Origin of the sequence: Vibrio sp. Y42_MX_L11, assembly GCF_024181785.1 — a bacterium.
GTDB lineage: Bacteria > Pseudomonadota > Gammaproteobacteria > Enterobacterales > Vibrionaceae > Vibrio > Vibrio diabolicus.
Map to the genome: position 1 here is coordinate 14,004 of NZ_JAMZAP010000019.1, position 17,900 is coordinate 31,903.

A 17,900-nucleotide genomic window follows, 5' to 3' on the forward strand; every position below is an offset into this window, starting at 1 on the left:
ATTAGTAATGTTGAAACCTTCTCCGTATGGCTGGATTTCCCAGTACTTTCTCGGATTCTTCTTTGCGTATGGCGTATATCTGCCATTTTGGTCACTTTGGTTTAAGGAGCAAGGTGTCTCTTCGACCGACATCGGTTTGCTAGTTGGGTTAGGTCTTGCGACACGTTGTGTCGCCAATATCGTGATCACCCCACGAGTGCACAAAGTTGAACACCTTATGCCTGCTTTACGTTGGTTGAGTTTCGCTGCCCTCCTTTTTGTTGGATTTCACTTTTTTACAGGTGGCAGTTTTTGGTTAATGGCGTTAGCGACGGTGCTATTTAACCTCTGTTGTGGACCGATTGTTCCATTATCGGATGCGATGGCAAACTACTACGCTCGTCTGAAAATGCTCGACTACGGCCGTACGCGCTTATGGGGCTCGATCGCCTTTATCGCGGGTTCGACGGCCGTGGGTTATCTGGTGGCTGAATTTGGCTCTGATATGATCTTGTACACGGCGATGGCCGGGGTATTAGTTTCGTTGCTATTTTCAATGCGTATGACTAACCCGATGCCCGTTACGCTTGATGGGCAAAGCGCGGAGCGTCCAAAACTGAGTGCTCTTTTGACAGACAAGCCGATACTTAAATTCTTAGTGTTGGTGTCATTAATTCAGGGCAGTCATGCGGCTTACTACGGTTTTAGCGCTATTCACTGGAAAGCCGCAGGTCATTCGGAAGATGTGATTGGCTATCTGTGGAGCTTGGGTGTTGCAGCCGAAGTGGCAGTGTTTGCGCTGAGCAAGCGTTTATTTGTCGGTTGGTCAATGCGTGCGTTATTTGTTGTTGCTGCCGTTGGTGTGATGATGCGTTGGGGCATTACGGCATCGACAACGTCGATTGTTGCTTTGGTGATTGTTCAATTATTGCATGGCGTGACATTCGCAACGGCACACATTGCTGCGATTCAATATATCCAAAACTCGGAAGAGAATAAGATAGTGGCGCTGCAAGCATTGTATAACGCGATTCCGCTAGGCGCATTCATCGCACTGATGACCGTGTTGAGCGGTTGGGGTTATGAGCACTGGGGACCACTTGTGTTCTGGGGCATGGCCGCGATGGGTTTATTGGCATTGTTCATCAAGCTCGAACCACAAGAGCCACATCATGTGGTCGATGTATCAGACAAGTCACTGGAAACACAGAATTAGACTTCTGTGACAAAGGTTAAAAACTAAGCTTTGTCTCCGTTGTGAAAGCAGTGTTAAATGAAACCTCTCCCTAATGGAGAGGTTTTTTTATTCTCTTGCTTTAAAACGGCAAGAAAGGCAAGAAAGGATATCGGATGCAAGGATGGCTGGTGGTTCCCGTTTCTTTGGCGTATTTGGGAGCCTTATTTATCATCGCGTGGTACGGCGACATTCAGAAAAGGTGGTTAGCACGCTGGCGGCCGTGGATTTATAGCCTTTCCATTGCGGTGTACTGTACATCGTGGACCTTCTACGGCACGGTCGGGCAGGCCAGCAGTAACCCTTGGTCTTTCTTGCCCATCTATATTGCCCCCATTTTAGTGTTTACCATCGGATGGCGCGTTTTAGCTCGGCTTATTTTGATTGCTAAACGGGAACACATCACGTCGATTGCTGATTTTATCGGGGCTCGTTACGGCAAATCTCAAGGTTTGGCCGTAGTCGTTACACTCATTGCGGTTGCGGGAATTTTGCCGTACATCGCTTTGCAGTTGCGTGGTATCACCATGGGGCTAGAAATCATTGCCCCAGAACTGGCTACCGATTTTGGTTATCAAAACGATAGCGTATCGTGGTTTGTCGTGGTCGCACTGGCAATTTTTACCATGCTATTTGGCACCCGGCACATTGATAACACGGAACACCATCGTGGGATGATGATGGCGATTGCCTTCGAATCGATTATCAAACTGTTGGCGTTTTTAGTAGTCGGTGTCTTCATTGTTTGGTTGGCGATAAACACCGAGAATTTGAGCTTAGTTGATGTTGCCACACAGACGTATCAGTCACCGAATATCCCGACGATATTGATTCATACCGTACTCACGATGCTGGCGATTGTTTGTCTTCCACGACAATTCCATACGATGGTAGTGGAAAATGAACGCGCGCAAGATTTGCATGTTGCTCGTTGGTTGTTTCCCATTTATCTGATCTTGATGGGGATTTTTGTTTTACCTATTGCGTGGGTAGGGCAAGGGTTGTTGAGTGGTGCTTCGCCTGATACTTATGTGATCAGTGTGCCGATGTCGGTAGGGGCGAGTGAAATCGCTTTGCTTGCATTTTTAGGTGGCACTTCGGCGGCCAGTGGCATGGTTATCGTGTCGACGATTGCCTTAGCGATCATGGTATCGAACGACTTGGTTATGCCACTACTGTTGCGTCGCATGCGATTGACGCAGCGTAACCATCATCACTTCTCTGAATTATTACTGCGGATCCGCCGTGGTCTGATTTTAGTCCTACTAATTGGCGCTTGGGGTTTTTATCAAGCGTTAGATACCATTCACTCACTTTCAGCAATCGGCTTTCTCTCATTTGCGGCGATCACGCAATTCGCGCCCGCGCTGGTGGGCGGTATGTACTGGCGTCAAGGGAATAAGAAAGGTGTGTATGTTGGCTTGGCGGTAGGCTTTACCATTTGGCTGATTACGTTAATGAGCCAAACGGACATGCTTGCCGGGAATGCCAGTAACAACTTTTTGATTTGGTTGATCACCCCACCAGAGGTATTGGCTGGCTTTGACATTGCGATTTCAGATTGGGGGATGATCCTCAGCGTGGTCGCCAATGCAGTGTGTTTTGTCGTGGTTTCTATGACTACACGACCAAGCCTAAGTGAGCGCTTACAATCGGCGTCATTCGTTGGTACGCCACTGCCTGAAAGCGAAAACATGAGCCTATACCAGAGTCGTGTTACGGTTGCTGAACTAGAAATGCTAGCGTCTAGGTTTGTTGGGCGAACGCGAGTAAAAGCGGCTTTTCAAGCGTATTGGAGCCAGCAACGAGAAGAGCTAATGCCGAATCAGCAAGCGCCATCTTCTCTGATTCGACATACCGAACGTGTATTAGCCGGGGTATTCGGTGCTTCTTCTGCTAAGTTAGTACTTACTTCTGCCCTGCAAGGAAGAAACATGCAGCTTGAAGAGGTGGCGACTATCGTCGATGAAGCCTCTGAACTGTACGATTTTAGCCGAGGCCTACTTCAGGGGGCGATTGAACATATCGGCCAAGGTATTGCGGTGGTCGATAAGCAATTACGCTTGGTGGCTTGGAACCAACGCTACTTAGAACTCTTTGAATTTCCGCCAGGCTTGATCCAAGTTGGGCGACCGATTGCGGATGTGATTCGGCACAATGCAGAGCAAGGTTTATGTGGACCAGGCGATCCTGATGACCACGTCCGTCGTCGCGTTTATCACCTTGAGCAAGGGACTCGGCACACCTCTTCTCGGGTTCGTCCTGATGGTCGCGTGATTGAGGTACAAGGTAACCCAATGCCAGGTGGTGGCTTTGTGATGAGCTTTACCGACATCACCGTATTCCGTGATGCAGAGCAAGCGCTGAAAGACGCCAACGAGACATTGGAAGAAAGGGTGCGTCTGCGGACTCGGGAATTAGAACAACTTAACAAGCAGCTGGTGGCAGCGACGCAACGCTCCGATTTGGAATCGAAGTCCAAATCACGGTTCTTGGCGGCAGTAAGCCATGACTTGATGCAGCCACTCAACGCTGCGCGCCTGTTCGCTTCTTCATTGTCGGAAGTAGCCAAAGACAGCGAAGCTAAAAAGCTGTCGGCACACATTGAGAGTGCTTTAGAGGCGGCCGAAGACCTGATAGGAGATTTGCTGGATATTTCGCGCTTGGAGTCGGGCAAGCTGGAAGTCAATGTGCACGGTTTTGCGTTAAACGATGTGTTGTCGAATTTGAATGCGGAGTTCAGCGCATTAGCCAAGCAACAAGGCATAGCATTCACCATGATTCCATCCTCACTCATGGTGAAATCGGATCCCAAGCTGCTGCGCCGCGTGGTGCAAAACTTCCTGACTAATGCGTTTCGTTATAACCCGAATGGCAAAGTGGCGCTCGGTGTTCGCCGGGTAAAAGGGCGAGTGCGTATTGATGTGTGGGACAACGGTGTAGGTATTGAAGAAGAGAAGCAGCAAGAGATCTTTGAAGAGTTTAATCGCGGAACTCAAGTTCGTTCCGACCAAGGTCTCGGGCTTGGTTTGGCGATTTCCAAGGGAATTGCTCAAGTGCTCGGGCATGAAATTTCGATGCGTTCTTGGGTTGGGAAAGGCAGTGTCTTTTCTATCACGCTTGATAAAGCCGATCATGTGCAGCCGCACCCAGTTCAAGTCACGACAAGTAACCAGTCTGAACTTGGTCATCTAAGAATTCTATGTGTGGATAATGAGCCCGATATTTTAGTCGGTATGGAAAACTTACTGTCTCGATGGGGCTGCGATACGCGAGTGGCGACCGATTTGGTCGAAAGTCTACAAGCTCTCGAGGATGGTTGGATTCCGGACGTGATTTTTTCCGATTACCGACTTGATGATGGTCGTACTGGCTTGGAAGTGCTACAGCAATGTCGCTTGAGACTAGGTAACTGCTTTGAAGGTGTCATCATCAGCGCGGATCGTACCGATGATATGCTTGATGGCATCAAGGCAAATGGGTTCAGCTTTATTGCGAAGCCAGTTAAGCCGCTTAAATTGCGTTCGGTGCTCAACCGCGTCGCATAGATTTAGAGTGTTTTAGCGTTGCTATAAAAGAGACCTCCGAATGGAGGTCTCTGTGTTTGTAATCTTATTTTGGTTTGTAGGCTGAGTTTGCCGCTTATTCCGCGACGCCACCTTGGGTGAGTTTTGCGGGATTAAGCAATCGTTCTAGCGTGGCTCTATCTAAATCGGTTTCTTCTTCTGCGACATCAATAATCGCACGCCCCTGCTTATAGGCTTTCTTCGCGACTTCTGCCGCTTTTAGGTAGCCAATGACCGGGTTGAGGGCCGTGACCAAAATTGGGTTTTTGGCGAGCGCTACATCCAAGTTGTCTTGACGAACTTCGAATGTTGCAATGGCTTTATCAGCTAAAGCCGTTGCGCTGTTAGCGAGTAAATCGATGCTCTCCAATACGTTATGAGCAATGACAGGTAGCATGACGTTTAGTTGGAAGTTGCCTGCTTGGCCCGCGACGGTAATCGTGGTGTCATTACCAATGACTTGCGCTGAGGCCATAGCTGCGGCTTCTGGGATCACAGGGTTTACTTTGCCAGGCATGATGGAAGAGCCCGGTTGCAAGCCTTGTAATTCAATCTCACCTAAGCCAGCCAATGGGCCTGAATTCATCCAGCGAAGATCGTTTGCGATCTTCATGATCGCAACTGCTGCTGTTTTGAGCTGTCCCGATAGAGCGACGATCGCATCTTGGCTGCTTAAATTGAAAAAGAAATTATCACTGGCTGTGAACTGAATACGAGTCGATTGTGTCAGGTTGCTGGCGAATAAGTCCGCAAAGCGTGGATCGGCATTGATCCCTGTGCCAACCGCCGTACCACCTTGGGCTAAGGCTTTTACCGCTGGCAGTGCTTGCTCAATCGCTTGTTTTGCGTGCTCGATTTGGAACTGCCAACCGCCAAGCTCTTGAGCAAAGGTAATAGGCATCGCGTCCATTAAGTGAGTGCGCCCGGTTTTTACAACATCTTTCAGTGCTTGCTGCTTAGACTCTAGTGCTTGGCTGAGGTGTGACAAGGCCGGAAAGAGCTGTTTTTCAATGGCTAATGCTGCGCTAACTTGAATTGCGGTTGGCACCACATCGTTACTGCTTTGTCCCATGTTGACGTGATCATTAGGACTGACGGTACCGCCTAGATGCTGGGAGGCCAGTGTTGCAATCACTTCATTCGCATTCATATTTGAGCTGGTGCCTGATCCGGTTTGAAATACGTCAATTGGGAACTGCTCAATATGATTGCCCTCGATAATCGCCTGAGCTGCGTCAGCAATCGCATTAGCGATATCACCTTCAAGCAGCCCCAATTGTGCGTTGGTGAGTGCCGCAGTCTGCTTGATGTGTGCCAACGCTTGGATGAAGCCAGATGGCATCTTATGTTGACTGAATGAGAAGTTATCGACGGCGCGCTGAGTTTGGGCTTGGTAGAGTGCATCTGCTGGGACTTTCACTTCGCCCATACTGTCAGTTTCTATGCGGAATTCGGTGCTCATGGTAGGGATCCTTTTGGTTAATCGAGTGAGATTTGAATCAGGCGTAATTGTTGTTGTAATGCGAGAAATTTCACGTCGCCTTGTTCAAACTGATAGTAATAGCGTTTGAGACAGAATAATGGCGTATGGATAGAATCGAGACAGACACGACGGAAGATGCGACTGCGAGTGGAGTCTTGAATTGCGTCTAGTAGATGGAAATAAACCTGACGCAAAAACAGCTCACACAACAATAGATTTTCTTCATCGGCACCGTGTTCATAGCAGGAAGACAACACCATTCCCCAATGAATATAGTCATGAATTACGTCTGGCTCAAAGCCGTGTGGTGCGGCGAGAAGGAATCTATCTTGTGCTTTAAAAAATGCGTTGAAGATGTCCCGTTTGTTGTCCATAACCACCTCTCGTTCAATGTAATGATAATTATTATCAATTAAGTGGTGGGTTGGCAACTCTTTTTAGAGTAAGAGGTTGTTGAAGAAAGACTTACGGAAACAAAAGCCGACGTAAAAGCGTCGGCAGAGAGGGAATTATTTAGTCCTGAGGTGACAATGAGGTATCGACGTTTTGGATATCGGTGTCTTTATCTGTGGCCATTACTCTGTAAATAAGGTTTCGTACTTCACAAACGCGGTTTGTGTTTCGCCGTAATAAAGTGTGCCTCCAGATTGAATGACGACTCTTAACCAACTTTCTGCGGATGCTGGTCTTGGTAAGGTAATGTACCAACTTTTTCCAGCCTGATCGGCGGGCTTCATATCAACCGGCTGAGCATTTTTATCTTCGTCATTAACGATCGAAACTTTGACCCCTTCGAGTGGATAAGCGGCATTGAGTGACAATTCTAAGCCATTTTTCGTGAGCTGTTCTGAGCGAAACTTCACTTTAAAGTCGCCATTTTCCATGTCACACAGTCCACTGGTGTAACGACAGTTAGACTTACTCGCGAGTTTGTAAGTTTCCCCTTCTTGTGCCGCGTGGGGTTTCTCGCTGAGTGCCATATCGGTGCCGAAGTAGGCGATCAAAGAAAGAATCGGCGCAATCAGCAGAGCGAGAATAAAGTGCTTGTTTTTGAACATAAAATACTAATTCCATCAATTATCTGTTCATTTTAACTGGCTAAAATCACTAATAACTTTGTTAATGATTTTGAAGGTAGAGCAACTAGCTTGCTGCAATCTTTGCCTTGTTCTAAACAATGGTTTCTGCGTTCCCCGAACATATAACCAATGCCATTCGTGTGCTTCCTTGCTACGGCTCAGGGAATCTAATTATTAGAATAAGTTAGGTGAATAAAAAAGCCCCAAGTGGGGCTTTTGTGGCTTGCGTTATATTTTAGTGGTCCACGGCATCGCCTGCACCAACAGGGACACGAACGTGTTCAACAAGATCTTTAACTTCTTGAGGTGTTTCCGCCGTAACTTTCGATACCGCGAATGCCACGATGAAGTTAAATAGTGCGCCGATAGCACCAAACGCGTTTGGCTCAATACCTAGGAACCAGTTGGTTCCCCAGCTTTCTAGATATTTCCAGTCAGCAACGAATAGGATGCCTTTGTGCTGGAATACGTAGAACAGCGTGATACTGATACCGGCAATCATACCGGCGATTGCGCCTTCTTTATTGATGCCTTTGCTGAAGATACCCATCATCAACGCAGGGAAGATGGATGACGCAGCAAGACCAAAGGCGAGCGCCACCGTACCAGCTGCAAAGCCTGGAGGATTCAATCCGAGATAGCCTGCGGCTGCGATTGCCACCGCCATCGAGATTCGGCTGGCAAGCAGCTCCTTCTTCTCGGATATGTTCGGATTTATAACCCCTTTAATTAAGTCATGGGAAATCGCCGACGAAATAGCAAGCAACAGACCCGCTGCTGTGGATAGCGCTGCAGCGAGGCCACCAGCGGCTACGAGTGCAATGACCCAGTTTGGTAGCTTAGCGATTTCTGGGTTTGCTAGTACCATGATGTCACGGTCAACTCGCAACTCATTGGTGTCAGGGTTTGAGGTGTACTCGATCAGGCCATCGCCATTCTTATCATCAAAGCCTAATAGACCTGTTGTTTCCCAGTTTTTGAACCAATCAGGGCGCTCATCATACGCAAGGTGTTGGCCCGGAGCTGGGTTAACGGTATCCATTAGGTTTAGACGAGCCATTGCTGAAACTGCTGGCGCTGTTGTGTATAGAATAGCGATGAACACAAGTGCCCAGCCTGCAGAAGTACGCGCATCACGTACCTTAGGTACCGTAAAGAAACGGATGATAACGTGTGGTAGACCCGCAGTACCGATCATCAATGACATGGTGTAAACGAACATGTTTAGTGTGCTACCGCGAACCTGCGTAGTGTATTCACTAAAGCCGAGTTCGGTCACCACTTGGTCGAGCCTATCGAGAAGATAAACATCGGTGCCTTGAATGGTACTCCCGAGGCCAATCTGAGGTAGCGGGTTACCTGTAAGTTGCAGAGAGATAAAGATTGCAGGGATAGTGTAAGCAAGAATGAGTACGCAATATTGAGCAATCTGCGTGTAAGTGATGCCTTTCATACCGCCAAGTACGGCGTACATGAATACGATACACATACCAATCAGTAGGCCTGTTGAGTAATCAACTTCTAGGAAGCGACCGAAGGCAACGCCAACGCCTTTCATCTGGCCGATAACATAAGTGACCGATGCGATGATTAGACAGATAACCGCCACGATACGTGCTGTGTTCGAGTAGAAGCGTTCACCAACAAACTCTGGCACCGTAAACTTACCAAACTTACGTAGATAAGGAGCGAGTAGTAGCGCAAGCAGTACGTAACCGCCAGTCCAACCCATTAGGAATACGGAGCCGCCGTAACCCATAAAGGCAATCAGACCCGCCATTGAGATGAACGATGCCGCCGACATCCAGTCAGCAGCGGTTGCCATACCGTTAGCGATTGGGTTGACCCCGCCACCTGCGACATAGAACTCTTTGGTTGACCCCGCACGCGCCCAGATCGCAATACCGATGTAGAGGACGAAGGTTGCACCAACAACCAGGTAGGTAATAGTTTTCAAATCCATCTGAGTTACTCCTTACTCATCTACGCCGAATTCACGGTCGATTTGGCGCATCTTCCATGCGTAATAGAAAATAATACCTAGGAAGGTGTAGATGGAGCCTTGCTGAGCAAACCAGAAACCAAGTTTGTATCCACCTAATTGAAATTGATTAAGTACGTCGACAAATAAAATGCCGCAGCCGAAAGACACTACGAACCAGATGACCATAAGGCCAATCATGAGCTTCACGTTTTTGTCCCAATAGGCTTTGGCTCTTTCTTCGCTTTCAAATGCCATTGCCGTCTCCTTACGATTGGTATTGTTGTTAAAAAAATGTTTCAACATGTACATTAGCAAGGTGTTGGCAAGAACTCTTTTCAACTTTAGTCGGGGTATAAAAAATAAAAAACTCCCGTGATATGGGCGCTTAGAGAAGAGTTAGGGTTATTTGTTAATGTTAAAAAGCTGTTAAATTAGCCAAAGGTCTAAGGAGAAAAATGATAAAAAGCACGAATAAGAGACGTGATTAATTTTTTCTTCATTGATTTTAGCGATCCTTAACAGAAACATTCTGCGTTCTTCTTTTTATCAATCAGCGAAAAAATTGGCGTGAAAAATTCACAAGTAATTTATTTACATAAAGTTTTCGTACCAAATCACCGTTTTAGCGCACAATAAAGTAATATAACTGAGTCATTCTCGTACAACCTCGCGCTTTGGGACGGTTTAAGGAGGAGGCAGATTAAGGCATTAACTTATTAACGAAGTCGCCTTAGCTCATCACAAGCATATCGTTTTTCATTAAGGGAGGGTGAGAATGGACGCAGACACCATTAATAGTTTTTTTCTTATAGGTGCGTTGTTAATCGCACTTAGCGTTCTTTTAAGCCCAGTTTCCTCTAAGTTGGGAATCCCAATTCTTTTGGTATTTTTAGCCGTTGGAATGCTGGCGGGGGAAGACGGTTTAGGCGGTATTTTATTTGATAATTTTTCGATCGCTTACTTGGTCAGTAACCTCGCATTAGCCATCATTTTGCTCGATGGTGGTATGAGAACACGGGTTGCCAGCTTTAGGGTGGCGTTATGGCCTTCAGTGTCCTTGGCAACGTTTGGGGTTGCGATCACCACTATTTTGACCGGGCTGATGGCAACGTGGTTATTCGACTTAGACTTGCTGCAAGGTATATTAGTTGGTGCGATTGTCGGCTCCACAGATGCTGCCGCGGTTTTTTCTCTACTCAAAGGTCGTAGTCTTAACGAACGTGTTGGCTCAACGCTGGAAATTGAATCCGGCACCAATGACCCTATGGCGGTGTTTCTGACTGTTACTCTGATTGCTATTTTAGCGAACCCAGATGCAGATTTGAGTGTGGGCTTTTTGGCGCTCAGTTTTCTTAAGCAGTTTGGTATTGGTGCTTTACTCGGTTTTGCTGGTGGCTGGATTTTGTGGAAGGTCATCAATCGTAATCAACTGCCGGATGGCTTATATTCGATTTTAACCGTCAGTGGTGGCTTGCTGATTTTCGCTTTATCTAATGCATTAGGTGGCAGCGGTATTCTGTCAATTTATCTGGTTGGTTTACTGTTAGGTAATCGTCCAACACGTAGCCGCCATTCCATTCTTCATGTTCTAGATGGCATGACGTGGCTAGCTCAAATCGGTATGTTCCTCGTGCTTGGTTTATTGGTTACGCCTTCCAACTTGCTTTCTATTGCGTTGCCTGGTTTGGCGTTGGCCTTTGGGATGATTTTATTTGCCCGTCCAATCTCGGTTTGGATCGGTTTACTGCCATTCAAGAGTTTCACACCACGTGAAAAGTGGTTTGTTTCTTGGGTGGGCTTGCGCGGTGCTGTCCCAATCATTCTGGCGGTATTTCCAATGATGGCAGGATTGCCAGATGCGCAGTTGTACTTCAATTTGGCGTTTTTCGTGGTAATGGTCTCTTTGATTGTGCAAGGTGGCACATTGACTAAAGCGATGTCTCTGGCGAAGGTAGAGCTGCCTTCTAAACCTGAGCCAATTTCACGCACTGGTGTGGAGATTTACCCGACCAGTGAGTGGGAGCTGTTTATCTATAAACTTAAAGCGGATAAATGGTGTATTGGTGAACCATTGCGTAGTCTTTCGATGCCGGATGGAACGCGCATCGCCGCAGTATTTCGCAATAAGGCGTTATTGCATCCGTCAGGCAGCACGCGCCTCGAAGAAGACGATACCTTGTGTGTGTTGGCGCAAGAAAAGGATTTGGATGCTCTGAGCTTGCTATTCAGTGAAGCGCCTGAGAAAGCGTCATTGGCACGATTCTTTGGTGATTTCTTCCTAGATATTGAAGTGAACCTTGCCGATATTGCGATGATGTATGGCCTGAACTTGGGCGATGAATCACTCGATAAAAGCTTAAGAAACCTTGTAGAAGAACAATTGGGGAGTACACCAGTGTTAGGGGACCAATTCGAGTGGCAAGGCTTGCAATGGATCATTGCCGATGTCGTTGACCAACAAGTCACCAAAGTAGGTATCCGTTTGCCAAGCGAGCAAAGCCTGCTCGCTGACGAGGAGTGAGTCTAGTCGTTCATCTCCGTTAGCATGATGACGGCTTGTGTGCGGTTTTTTACGCCGAGCTTGCGGAAAATCGCCGTCATGTGCGCTTTGATGGTGGCTTCTGAAACATTCAATTCGTAGGCGATTTGTTTGTTCAGTAAGCCATCTGACAACATCCCCAACACCTTATATTGCTGTGGCGTTAGCGCGGCAATCTTCTCCGCTAAGTCATTACATGCCGCGTTATTGGTGATCAGCCCTTCAGGAAAATACGGGTCGCCATTGAGCACTTGATTGAGCGCATTCACCAATTCGCGCATGTCGCTCGATTTAGGAATAAAACCAAACGCACCATGGCTTTTCACTTGTGTCACGATCGCTGGCTCTTCACTAGCCGAGACGACGACGATTGGTAAGTCTGGGTGTTCTGCTCGCAAGTGAATCAAGCCAGACATACCATTTGCTCCTGGCATTTTGAGATCCAATAGCACCAAATCTGGCTCTTCTTCTCGCTCTAACAAAGCCAGCAGTGCGTCGAGTGAGTCCGCTTCCAGCAAATTTGCCCCACTGATTGCCATGTGGATAGATTGAAACAAGGCATTACGGAAGAGTGGGTGATCATCTGCAATGATGATGGTGTAGGTCGAATCCATGACGTTAAACACTTTTGACTATTTCGTTAAATTTATTATTGTCCAGCTTTGAGAGAGTGGACAATATTTATTCGCTAAAAGTCTGAACCAAATCGACTTTTATTAGGAAAATTGCATATAAGCGCAATTTTCTCATTCAAATCTGGGTAATAAAAAACGCCAGTGGTCATCACTGGCGTTTGAATATCTGATGATCAGAATTGTTGGATGTGCTCTAAGAAAGGCTCGGCTTGCATAAAACCGGTTAAACGCGCGTTTGAAACGTGTTCGCCATTCGCATCCCAGAACTCGATGGTTGGCAAGCCAAGTACGTTCATGTGTTTGAGTAACTCAATATCTTGCACTTGGTTCTTGGTTACATCAGCTTGCAGAAGAACAAAGTCTTTTAGCTTGGCTTCGACGCTTGGATCATGGAAGGTGTACTTCTCAAACTCTTTACACGCCACACACCAATCGGCGTAGAAGTCGAGCATCACAGGTTTGCCAGCTGCTTTGGCTAGCGCTAGTTGTTCTTCCAACTCTGCAACATTGGCAATGCGTGTAAAGCTTACGGAAGTTTGTTGAGCTTGCGTTGCGTTATTACCAAACCAGTAATTTAATACTGGCTGTGCTGACGCGAGCAAACCCAATACGGCGATGATGCCAACGGCGCTTTGTTTCCAGCCACCAAACTCCAAGCTGTTTTTCACATGATACAGCCAACCAAAGGCAGCGATGCCCAGTGTTGACCACAGAATTGTTGACCACATTTCTGGCATGATGCGTTCCAATAAGAAGATAGGCGCAGCAAGCAGAATAAAGCCGAACAGCGTTTTCACGCGGTCCATCCAACCGCCAGCTTTTGGTAGCAACTTGTTGCCAAATACCGCCACAAGGATCAACGGAATCCCCATGCCCATCGCCAGCGCGTAAAGGGCGACCCCACCAGTGAGTAAGTCGCCACTTTGTGCGACGTAAAGCAGCGCACCAGAGAGTGGGGCGGTAGTACACGGAGAACAAACCAAGCCAGATATTGCCCCCATTGCAAACACGCCAGCACTGCTACCACCTTGCTGCTTGTTACTTAAGTTATTCAGCCACGTTTGCACGCTGCTTGGTAACTGCAATGAGTACAGACCAAACATCGACATAGCTAATGCGATGAACAGTACACTCAAACCAATCAGCACATAAGGGTGTTGCATCGCCGCTTGGAACTGCATGCCCGCAGACGCCACTACAAGGCCGAGCAGCGTGTAAGTCAGCGCCATGCCTTGTACGTAAACAAATGACAAACCAAGCGCACGACGTTGGCTCAGCTTGCCACTGCCAAGCACGATGCTGGTCAAAATTGGGTACATCGGCAGCACACAAGGGGTAAATGCTAGACCCACACCAAGTGCCAAAAACAACAACGGCGTCCACCACTTGTCGGCTAGATTCGCGGCTAAGCTATCTTGCTCACTGACTGGTACTGAAGTGGTGGTTGGTTTTGTTGCTGGCTGTGCTTTTTCTGTCGTCGGTGCTACGGTGTCGGAATTGGATGAAGAAAACGCGCTGATTGGAATCTCACGCGTTTCTGGTGGGTAGCAGAAGCCCGCTTTCGCACAGCCTTGATATTGCACAATGACACGTGCGCCCTCTTGCCAATTACTCATTGGGATATTGACAAATAGTGGTGTGGTATAGATATGCACATCACCAAAGAATTCATCTTTATGTGGCGTGCCGTTTTCCATTTGCAGTTCGCCCAGTGAGATGTTCTCACCAGACACAGATAAACGCTCTTGATACAGGTAATAACCATCGCGTACCTGCCAATCGAGCATCAATTTGTCGTCTTGCTGGTAGAAATTAAACGGAAATGCCTGATCGACCGGAACAAAGCTGTCGCTGCTGCTACCAAAACTGTTGTTCTGGCTATTGGTAAACTGGTCTTTGCCAAATAAAGCTAAAGACGGAGTGGAAAAGGTAATGAGCCCTAAGAGTAAAACGGAAAGTAATGCGCGCATAAAAGAGTCAATTCATCTTAGATAATTGCCGTTAGTGTAACTCAATCAGACCCGGAGGCGAGTCAATAAGTTTCATGAAAATGAAGATTTATTGAGCATAAATCAAGACAACAGGCAATAAAAAAGGGAGCCGAAGCTCCCCGAGTAAGACTCTGTTTCTACTAGATCAGTAGACCACCGAATGCGAAGCCAAGTGCTACCGCAGAAGCAATGGTTACCACACCAGGTACAAAGAATGGGTGGTTGAATACGTACTTACCGATACGCGTTGAACCCGTGTCGTCCATCTCAACCGCTGCTAGAAGCGTTGGGTAAGTTGGCAGTACGAATAGCGCACTTACTGCTGCGAAAGATGCAACGGCGGTTAGTGGTGCCACACCGATAGCAAGTGCTGCTGGCATCAGCGCAACCGTGGTTGCACCTTGCGAGTAAAGCAGCATAGACGCGAAGAATAGAACAAGCGCTAGCATCCATGGGTAGTCTGCTAGTAGTGCTCCAGCGACTTCTTTGATGCCGTCAACGTGCGCGTTAACGAACGTAGAACCTAACCATGCCACACCAAGAACACACACACACGCTGTCATACCAGAGCGGAATGTTGCTGCGGCTGGAATTTTGCCAGCGTCGATTTTACAGCTCATTACGATAGCTGCCGCGGCTGCTAGCATTACCGTCATGATAGCTTCGTTACGACCTAGAGCAGGGTTCTCGATAAGGCCAACAGAGCCAGAAATTGCTGCTGCATAACACACTACGAATGCGATTGCGCCTAGGAAGATGAAGGTTGCTTTTTTCGCTGTTGGTAGGATTTCGCGTTTTGCTTCTGTATTTAGCTTGATTAAGCCTTTTTCTAGACGCTCTTGGTATTCAGCATCGTCTTTTAGCTCACAGCCCATGAAGTTCGCCACGAACGCACCGATCATGCACGCGATGAACGTCGTTGGGATACAGATTGCTAGTAGTGTTAGGTAGTCAACGCCAAATGGGTGCAGCATTGCCGCAAACGCTACAACAGCCGCTGAGATTGGCGAGGCAGTGATCGCGATTTGCGATGCGACAACCGCAATAGACAGAGGACGAGAAGGGCGCACACCTTGACCTTTCGCGACTTCTGCAATTACTGGCAAAGTAGAGAATGCCGTGTGGCCAGTACCCGCCATCAGCGTCATTAGGTAAGTTACGATAGGCGCATAAAAGGTGATGCGCTCAGGGTGCTTGCGCAAAAAGTTTTCAGCAACTTGCACCATCCAGTCTAAACCACCTGCCACTTGCATTGCTGCGATAGCCGTGATGACAGACATGATGATCAAAATTACGTCAACTGGGATGTAAGCTTGGCTTGTTGGCACACCTAAGATCAAAGACAACGCAATGACCCCAGCACCACCAGCAAAACCAATGCCGATACCGCCGATTCTAGCCCCCAAATAGATGAAGAGCAGAACCACGAAGAGTTCGACCATGACCATATTGATACCTCTTTAGTTTTTTATTGATTCTGATTTTTTGAACACTCAGGAACAGGAGTAAATGCTCAGAGAATTAGAACCCAGTGGCCTAATGGCAATAAAAGCATATAAAAAATGTGGTTAACCGTATGAGAGCCTAAAAAAGGGGCCTGAGTGGCCCCCTTCTAATTAGTTATTACTCGTAGCGTTTCGCTTTGTAAGTTGGATGCATGAAGTTTTCTACTGACAAGATTTCATCAAGCTCTTCTGCGGTTAGCAGACCGCGCTCTAGCACAACTTCGCGAACACTCTTACCGGTTTCCGCACAAATCTTACCTACGATGTCACCTTCGTGGTGGCCGATGTATGGGTTTAGGTAAGTGACGATACCGATTGAGTTGTAAACGTAGTTTTCACAAGTCTCTTTATTGACTGTGATGCCGTCGATACATTTATCACGTAGGTTCACACACGCATTGTGTAGTAGAGAGATAGACTCAAACATGCTTTGTGCGATAACTGGTTCCATTACGTTTAGCTGTAGCTGACCGCCTTCTGCTGCGAAAGAAACCGTGTTGTCGTTACCTAGAACTTTAAAGCAAACTTGGTTTACTACTTCTGGGATAACTGGGTTTACTTTTGCTGGCATGATTGAAGAACCTGCTTGCATTTCAGGTAGGTTCAACTCATTTAGACCTGCGCGAGGGCCAGAAGAAAGTAGACGAAGGTCGTTACAGATCTTCGATAGTTTCACCGCTAGACGTTTTAGTGCACTGTGCGTCATTACGTATGCGCCACAGTCAGAAGTCGCTTCGATAAGGTCTTCTGCCGCAACAACGTCAAGACCTGTTACTTCCGCTAGGTGTTTTACTGCAAGAGCTTGGTAGCCAGTCGGTGTATTTAGACCTGTACCGATTGCGGTTGCGCCTAGGTTGATTTCTAGGAGTAGTTTAGAGGTGTAATCTAGAGCACGAATCTCTTCGTTTAGTGTTACTGCCCAAGCGTGGAACTCTTGACCTACAGTCATTGGTACCGCGTCTTGTAGCTGAGTACGACCCATTTTCAGTACATCTTTAAACTCAATTGCTTTAAGTTCGAATGCGCCTTTTAGGTACTCAATTGCTTCCATTAGTTTGTGTACGCTGTTGTAAACCGCGATACGGAAACCCGTTGGGTACGCACAGTTGGTTGATTGGCTCTTGTTTACGTGGTCATTTGGGTTAACAAATTCGTATTGACCTTTCTCTTTACCCATTAGCTCAAGCGCAACGTTTGCGATCACTTCGTTCGTGTTCATGTTCACTGAAGTGCCCGCACCACCTTGGAATACGTCTGATGGGAACTGATCCATGCACTTGCCAGTTTCTAGGATCAAATCACACGCTTCGATGATGTAGTTTGCAACGTCTTTTGGAATCGCACCAAGTTCTTTGTTTGCCAACGCCGCTGCTTTTTTGGTCATTACCATACCGCGTACAAATTCTGGTACGTCAGAGATGGTCATATTAGAGATGTTGAAGTTCTCGATCGCACGTAGCGTATGAATACCGTAGTACGCATCTGCAGGGACATGACGTTGACCTAATAGATCTTCTTCAATACGAGTGGCTGGGTTTGCTGTTTTTGGAGCATCAGATAGGGTAGCCATAGCAGGATCCTTAGATGATAATTCTGATAATAAAGTTATTTATTAGCCATTTCTGCAATCTAGAATCCATTCATCAGAATTTTTGGCTGGAAAATCCGTCCTGACTTATGTGGCACATGATACTGCACCTAGCGCATAAAAATAGTAACTAGATCACCTTTTTCGTTTTTCATGAGTCAATAATTTGCAAAGTATGAACGGGTTATTAATAACCCTTTATGGGTACTCGATTTTCCTCGACAAACATGGGTTTTTAGAGTTCGAAATTAGCACTTTAAAAGCACGAAAAAATCGGTATGCAATTGAATGAAACACTCCACTACCACTTTTTCTGC

At 47.0% G+C, this 17,900-nt stretch carries 12 protein-coding genes; 3 read left to right on the forward strand and 9 right to left on the reverse strand.

Features of this window, described 5'->3' with window-relative positions:
- The first annotated feature begins 7 nt into the window (after positions 1–7).
- Complete coding sequence (locus NL643_RS17435; protein WP_145533580.1) at positions 8–1,195, forward strand: 3-phenylpropionate MFS transporter; 1,188 nt, start codon at positions 8–10, stop codon at positions 1,193–1,195.
- A gap of 134 nt (positions 1,196–1,329) precedes the next feature.
- On the forward strand, positions 1,330–4,761 hold the full coding sequence (locus tag NL643_RS17440; RefSeq protein WP_182034906.1) for a hybrid sensor histidine kinase/response regulator: 3,432 nt from the start codon (positions 1,330–1,332) through the stop codon (positions 4,759–4,761).
- A gap of 94 nt (positions 4,762–4,855) precedes the next feature.
- Here NL643_RS17440 and NL643_RS17445 read toward each other — a convergent pair whose 3' ends face one another.
- From NL643_RS17445 to NL643_RS17465, 5 genes are all read right to left on the reverse strand, one after another.
- Complete coding sequence (locus tag NL643_RS17445; RefSeq protein WP_176320523.1) at positions 4,856–6,241, reverse strand: lyase family protein; 1,386 nt, start codon at positions 6,239–6,241, stop codon at positions 4,856–4,858.
- Between the two features lie 17 nt (positions 6,242–6,258).
- Entirely contained in the window at positions 6,259–6,636 is a 378-nt protein-coding gene (locus NL643_RS17450) for a hypothetical protein (RefSeq protein WP_012841320.1), read from the reverse strand.
- Positions 6,637–6,837: 201 nt separating this feature from the next.
- Positions 6,838–7,320 carry a hypothetical protein gene (locus tag NL643_RS17455; protein ID WP_139059577.1) on the reverse strand — a complete coding sequence of 161 codons (483 nt, stop codon included), beginning with the start codon at positions 7,318–7,320 and terminating at the stop codon, positions 6,838–6,840.
- Positions 7,321–7,576: 256 nt separating this feature from the next.
- A complete protein-coding gene (locus NL643_RS17460) occupies positions 7,577–9,304 on the reverse strand; it encodes a sodium:solute symporter family protein (protein ID WP_005397550.1) in 1,728 nt (575 codons plus the stop codon).
- A gap of 12 nt (positions 9,305–9,316) precedes the next feature.
- Positions 9,317–9,580 (reverse strand): DUF4212 domain-containing protein, encoded by a 264-nt coding sequence (locus NL643_RS17465; RefSeq protein WP_005397548.1) that lies wholly within the window; start codon positions 9,578–9,580, stop codon positions 9,317–9,319.
- Between the two features lie 520 nt (positions 9,581–10,100).
- Here NL643_RS17465 and NL643_RS17470 point away from each other — a divergent pair.
- On the forward strand, positions 10,101–11,846 hold the full coding sequence (locus NL643_RS17470; RefSeq protein ID WP_047010251.1) for a potassium/proton antiporter: 1,746 nt from the start codon (positions 10,101–10,103) through the stop codon (positions 11,844–11,846).
- A 2-nt stretch (positions 11,847–11,848) separates the two neighbouring features.
- Here the strand turns inward: NL643_RS17470 and NL643_RS17475 are convergent, their stop codons facing one another.
- From NL643_RS17475 to aspA, 4 genes are all read right to left on the reverse strand, one after another.
- Entirely contained in the window at positions 11,849–12,478 is a 630-nt protein-coding gene (locus tag NL643_RS17475; RefSeq protein ID WP_005397542.1) for a response regulator transcription factor, read from the reverse strand.
- Between the two features lie 194 nt (positions 12,479–12,672).
- Entirely contained in the window at positions 12,673–14,469 is a 1,797-nt protein-coding gene (locus NL643_RS17480) for a protein-disulfide reductase DsbD (RefSeq protein WP_253644889.1), read from the reverse strand.
- Between the two features lie 161 nt (positions 14,470–14,630).
- Entirely contained in the window at positions 14,631–15,938 is a 1,308-nt protein-coding gene (locus tag NL643_RS17485; protein WP_005382378.1) for an anaerobic C4-dicarboxylate transporter, read from the reverse strand.
- A gap of 175 nt (positions 15,939–16,113) precedes the next feature.
- Complete coding sequence (gene aspA, locus NL643_RS17490) at positions 16,114–17,565, reverse strand: aspartate ammonia-lyase (protein WP_005397540.1); 1,452 nt, start codon at positions 17,563–17,565, stop codon at positions 16,114–16,116.
- Between the last annotated feature and the right edge of the window lie 335 nt (positions 17,566–17,900).